The organism is Thermoleptolyngbya sp. M55_K2018_002 (assembly GCF_015295965.1).
GTDB classification, from domain to species: Bacteria; Cyanobacteriota; Cyanobacteriia; order Elainellales; family Elainellaceae; genus Thermoleptolyngbya; species Thermoleptolyngbya sichuanensis.
Window position 1 is genome coordinate 1 of sequence record NZ_DVEA01000277.1, and the last position, 4862, is coordinate 4862.

A 4862-nucleotide genomic window follows, 5' to 3' on the forward strand; every position below is an offset into this window, starting at 1 on the left:
AAGAAAAGGCACCCCCCGATGGGAGTGCCTGCAACCAGCTAACTTTTAGGAAATGTTCGGGAAACTGGTGGAGCGGAGATGGGAAGCAGATGAGAACCCGCTATGACCCTAGCTGATGCTGGCGTGGCTGCGGTCGTAGCTGTCCCAGAAACCGGGCTGCACCTTGCCTTGAATGTGTCCCCAGTATTGGCTGGTGGTTCCGGCATCTAGCCCGACGTTGGCCGCTAAACGGGTCAGCATCGCTTGCTGGCGGCGCTTCACCAGCTTGTGGTGATTCATCATCAGTTCCCGCGCTCTCTCTTCGATGGAAACGGGGGCTGCGGGCTGGGCTACGGGTGCAGCGGCAGGAACGGTCGCCACTGCGTCAGTTGCCCCTGCGCCAGTTGCAACGGGCTGATTGGTCTGATATTCGTTGCCCCGGAACTTCAGTTCAGTGGTGGTTGGGTGGCTGTTGTTCAGGTTCAGGGGTTGGGGATCGTAGTTGTAGGTTACGCCACGATAGGTGAGTTTCATAGGATTCGCCTCTCTTTTTGAAGGGTAAGGGTGAGGCGCGTTCCTTCGGGATTGCTCCCTACTTCCGTCTCTTCTGAGCCATCAGGCTTCGAGCGATTAGGCTGATTGAAGCTGACAGCGGGAAGAGATGAACGATTTATTTTCTGTATCTATTGTTACTGTTTTGAATTTATCTGTCAAGGGTTCCTGGCTTGATTTGGGCGGAGTTTTCTAGAAATCACCCGATGGGGCGATCGCCCACGCCGATGACCCCACCAGATTTGGGCGCACTAGTTATTCGTTTCGCGCAAAGAAACCAGTAATTCGCCGACTGTCAGGTTTAGCTTTTGGGCGTGGGGATTGCTGGACTCAAACAGTTCATCGCCAATCAGCGCCTGATAGTCGGAAGCGGACTGGGTGCGGGCTGCATCATCCATGTGTAGCCGCATCACCAATAGCCCATAGTAGTCCCGTAGTTCGGTTCCTTCTAGCAGAACCGTGCCGCCATAGTCCCAATCAAATCCGTAGAACTTGAAGGGGCCCAGCGTTTGCTGTAGCTCTGCAAACGAGGTTCCCACCCCAATTCCTTCTGGTGTTTGCCAAGCCGGGCCAGGATTCATTACAGCAGCGGCTTCGGTGCGTTCTGGGTTGCCCCAAATGATAGTGAAGGAACGTTCTGGGCCAAGGTTTACGACGGTTCCCAGTTCGGTTTCGCCTTCGCCCATGCCAATTTCTTTATCTTCTAGGTTGGCCTCGCCAAACTGCGCGGCCAGATCCTGGCGGGTCGTGTTTTTCGTTACGGGGCCAAAGCGTTCGCCAGGAACGATCGTGGTGTCCAGCGTGGCAGCCGGAGACTGGGCGATCGCCCCGCCACTGGGTTCAGAGGGACTGGGCGACGCTGCGGGCGACGCTGCGGGCGACTCTACGGGCGCAGAGGACAGCCAAGGTGCAGAACCACATCCCGCCAGCAGCGCTGCGGCAAGTAAGGTAGATGCTATCGCAAAGCGTGTCCGAGATTTACAAACCAGGGATGTGAACATGGAACTCCAGCCTTTCGCCAATCTGCGACTATGGTAATAGATCTATCGCTGTAGGCTGATGCTCCGTCCGGATAGTTTGCCTATCGCTCAGTGGAGTGATTTTTGGAGTGATTTTTTAGGTTTAGTTCAGTAATTTTTGATAAACAACTCCTTACCCCTGGCGGCGATCGCCTGCTTGTAGTTATTCATGCCGTATTGCAGCTCCCATTCCACAATGGTTGCAAACCGAAACAATTGCCGCACCTCTGGCGAGTCGTCGTAGGTGATCAGCCAGCGATGGGGACAGCGCTGCATCGCGGCGGCAAATCGCGCATGGTCGAAGGCCGTGTGCAAGTTGCCTTTCACTCCGTATAGCTTAGAATGCGTGGCAGATAAGTAGGGCGGATCGAGGAAGATAAACACGTCTTCGTCAGGCTTTTGCAGCAGCTCTGCATAGTCGCCATGCGTAATCTGTACGCCTGAAAGTAAGGCGGGAAGTCTGGCAAGGCGGGCGATCGCCGACTCGGTAAAGCGCCGCTCGTAGGCCTGCTGCGAATAGCCGCCAGAATCCATTACACCCGAAAACGTGATGCGGTTCATCACAAAAAAGCGAACAGCACGATCGAAATCCGTTGAACTGTTTTGTTCATCCAGCAGGAATGCGTACAGTTCACGCCCGGTTGGAAAACTGGAACGCAACCAGGACACTTTTTCGACCAGCGCCTCGTTCTGATCGCGGGCAGTTTTCCAGAAGCAAACGAGGTCGCGGTTCAGATCATTGATCCAGAACAGGTGAGGCGCTTTACGCAACTGCTGCTGGGCCGCCAGAAACACCGAGCCACCGCCGACAAACGGTTCTCGAAATTCGGCAATGCGCTCTGGCAGCAGCGGCAAAATCTGGGCGATCGCCCTCGACTTGCCACCTGGATACCGCAACGGACTCTTAATCACACTTTTCTGCACCCTTGCCTTTCGTAGAAATCGCTCTAGCACAGCGTATCTCAAATCCCCCCGGCGCTACCAATAAAATCGCTAGAAGCCATGCAGCAAAAGACCTGGCAAGCTAAAACCCAAAATCTAAAACCCAAAATCACACTAGCACCCGGCCTTTGCCGTAAGCTGGATTGAGGCTTAAATGATTGAGACGATTCCTCAGACGCAAGAAACGCAACAAACTAGACGCAAGAAACTAGACCCAAGGAACTATGGCGACCATCAACGACAACTATTTGAAGCTTAAGGCAGGCTACCTGTTTCCTGAAATTGGGCGGCGGGTGAATGCCTTTGCGGCGGCAAATCCCGACGCGCCGATTATCCGGCTGGGCATTGGCGACGTGACCGAACCGCTGCCCGAAGCCTGCCGCACGGCAATGATCAAAGCCGTAGAAGACATGGGCGATCGCGCGACGTTCAAGGGCTATGGGCCAGAGCAAGGGTATAGCTGGCTGCGAGAGGCGATCGCCACCCATGATTTTCAGGCACGCGGCTGCGACATCAGCGCCGACGAAATCTTTGTCTCCGATGGCTCCAAGTGCGACTGTGGCAATATTTTGGACATCTTTGGCAGCAATAACACGATTGCCGTCACTGACCCCGTGTATCCGGTCTACGTCGATACCAACGTTATGGCAGGACACACGGGCGATGCCAACGAGCGCGGCGAATACAACGGCCTGGTGTACTTGCCCATCCGCGCCGAGAACAACTTCACCGCCGAGATTCCTAGCCAAAAAGTAGACCTGATCTACCTTTGCTTTCCCAACAACCCCACAGGCGCAACGGCGACCAAAGAACACCTGACCGACTGGGTAAACTATGCCCGCGCCCACGGCTCGATCATCCTGTTTGACGCGGCCTACGAAGCCTTTATCACCGATCCGTCCCTGCCGCATTCCATTTATGAAATCGAAGGAGCGCGGGAGTGTGCCATTGAGTTTCGCTCCTTTTCCAAAAATGCAGGCTTTACGGGCACTCGCTGCGCCCTCACCGTTGTTCCCAAATCCCTAAAGGGCAAGGCGGCTGACGGTTCTGACGTGGAGCTATGGGGACTGTGGAACCGTCGCCAGTCCACCAAGTTCAACGGTGTGTCCTACGTCGTGCAGCGCGGCGCAGAGGCAGTCTATTCGCCCGAAGGTAAGGCTCAAACCCGCGCTCTGATCGACTTTTATATGGAAAACGCCCGCATTATTCGGGAACAGTTGACGAATGCTGGAATTCAGGTTTATGGCGGCGTAAATGCGCCCTATGTCTGGGTGAAAACGCCCCACGGTTTGTCAAGCTGGGATTTCTTTGACAAGCTGCTGCACACCTGCAACGTCGTCGGCACGCCAGGTTCAGGCTTTGGTGCGGCAGGCGAGGGCTACTTCCGCATTTCCGCCTTCAATAGCCGCGAGAACGTGAACGAGGCGATGCGCCGAATTGTGGAAAAGTTCAAAAGCTGAACTCTGCAATCCAGTGGCGGCGACGATCTGCGCGATCGCTCGCCGCCCTCTGTCAAAGGGGGAGCGATCGCCCCCTCCGGTTTTATATCCAATCAAAATCCAATCAAAACTATCTGCTCAGCCTAGCGACGACGGAACCCGCCGCCCCGCATTCCGCCACCCAAGGAGGCACGCGGACGCACGCTGCCAAAGCCACCGCCGGGGCGCACTGTGGTCTTCGGGCGGGGAGCCGTATTCGGGCGCAGGTTGGTGGAGCCAAACCCAGAGCCGCTGGGACGATTCACCGTCGTCTTGGGTCGAGCGGTCGCCGGGCGGGCTGTGGTGGGCACTCGCAGTTGCCCCGACGTGCGAAGCTGGCGATTACGCACCGCATTGGGCACAGTCTTGTTTTGGGCCTGATAGTGCTCAACCGCTTGCCCGTAGGTGCGACCGTAGCCGCCGTAGCCCGTCATCACGCGACCGGGGACATAGACAGGCGGGAAGTAGTAATGCGGCGTAAACAGCAGACTACCCAGGGCTTGACCTGCCAGCGCTCCAGCAAAGGGCGACCAGAAGCTTGGCTCCTGGCGCACCACAACCACTTCCTGCCGCCCAGTCTGCGGATTCACCTGGGTCTCGGTGACGTTGTGGACATACTCAATCCGAAAGTCTTCCGTCAGGTGCAGCGAGGGCTGCCCGTTTTCGACCTTGAGGTAGCTCTTTTCGCCAGCGCTGATTTCTTCATCCGTCAGCCGCGCCATCGGCAGGTCGGCAGATTGGAACACTGAAGAGGTTCCTGGCGGTGTATTCAGCAGCATCAGCGTATAGTCGCCTTCTAGGTCGTTGTAGCTGGCTTGCTGCACAGGATACTTGCCATCGGGCAGCGTCGCTTGGGACGGTGCAGCGGCAACTATGGGCTGATCGGCAGGGG

5 protein-coding genes and 1 riboswitch are annotated in these 4862 nt (G+C 56.4%); of the genes, 1 reads left to right on the forward strand and 4 read right to left on the reverse strand.

Annotation, left to right across the window (positions count from 1 at the left end; all coding sequences use genetic code 11):
- Window positions 1–108: 108 nt before the first annotated feature.
- The 3 genes from IGS51_RS14315 to IGS51_RS14325 all read right to left on the reverse strand — a co-directional run bounded on the left by IGS51_RS14315 (window position 109) and on the right by IGS51_RS14325 (window position 2462).
- A complete protein-coding gene (locus IGS51_RS14315; RefSeq protein WP_297079171.1) occupies window positions 109–513 on the reverse strand; it encodes a DUF4278 domain-containing protein in 405 nt (134 codons plus the stop codon).
- A gap of 34 nt (window positions 514–547) precedes the next feature.
- Window positions 548–649, reverse strand: a riboswitch (Glutamine riboswitch).
- A gap of 133 nt (window positions 650–782) precedes the next feature.
- On the reverse strand, window positions 783–1532 hold the full coding sequence (locus IGS51_RS14320; protein WP_297079172.1) for a hypothetical protein: 750 nt from the start codon (window positions 1530–1532) through the stop codon (window positions 783–785).
- A gap of 126 nt (window positions 1533–1658) precedes the next feature.
- Window positions 1659–2462, reverse strand: coding sequence for a DNA adenine methylase (locus tag IGS51_RS14325; protein WP_297079174.1), 804 nt, complete (start codon window positions 2460–2462; stop codon window positions 1659–1661).
- 254 nt (window positions 2463–2716) lie between these two features.
- On the opposite strand from IGS51_RS14325, the gene IGS51_RS14330 reads away from it, so the two are divergent.
- Window positions 2717–3952, forward strand: a complete 1236-nt coding sequence (locus IGS51_RS14330; protein WP_297079176.1) for an LL-diaminopimelate aminotransferase — start codon at window positions 2717–2719, stop codon at window positions 3950–3952.
- A gap of 122 nt (window positions 3953–4074) precedes the next feature.
- Here the strand turns inward: IGS51_RS14330 and IGS51_RS14335 are convergent, their stop codons facing one another.
- The gene (locus IGS51_RS14335) at window positions 4075–4845 is read right to left on the reverse strand and encodes a hypothetical protein (protein ID WP_367279341.1); all 771 of its coding nucleotides are present in this window, start codon (window positions 4843–4845) and stop codon (window positions 4075–4077) included.
- Window positions 4846–4862: the final 17 nt, after the last annotated feature.

Bases quoted from the DNA above. Each gene is read 5' to 3' on its own strand.
- IGS51_RS14315 (WP_297079171.1), bottom strand. From the start codon at position 513: ATGAAACTCACCTATCGTGGCGTAACCTACAACTACGATCCCCAACCC.
- IGS51_RS14320 (WP_297079172.1), bottom strand. From the start codon at position 1,532: ATGTTCACATCCCTGGTTTGTAAATCTCGGACACGCTTTGCGATAGCA.
- IGS51_RS14330 (WP_297079176.1), top strand. From the start codon at position 2,717: ATGGCGACCATCAACGACAACTATTTGAAGCTTAAGGCAGGCTACCTG.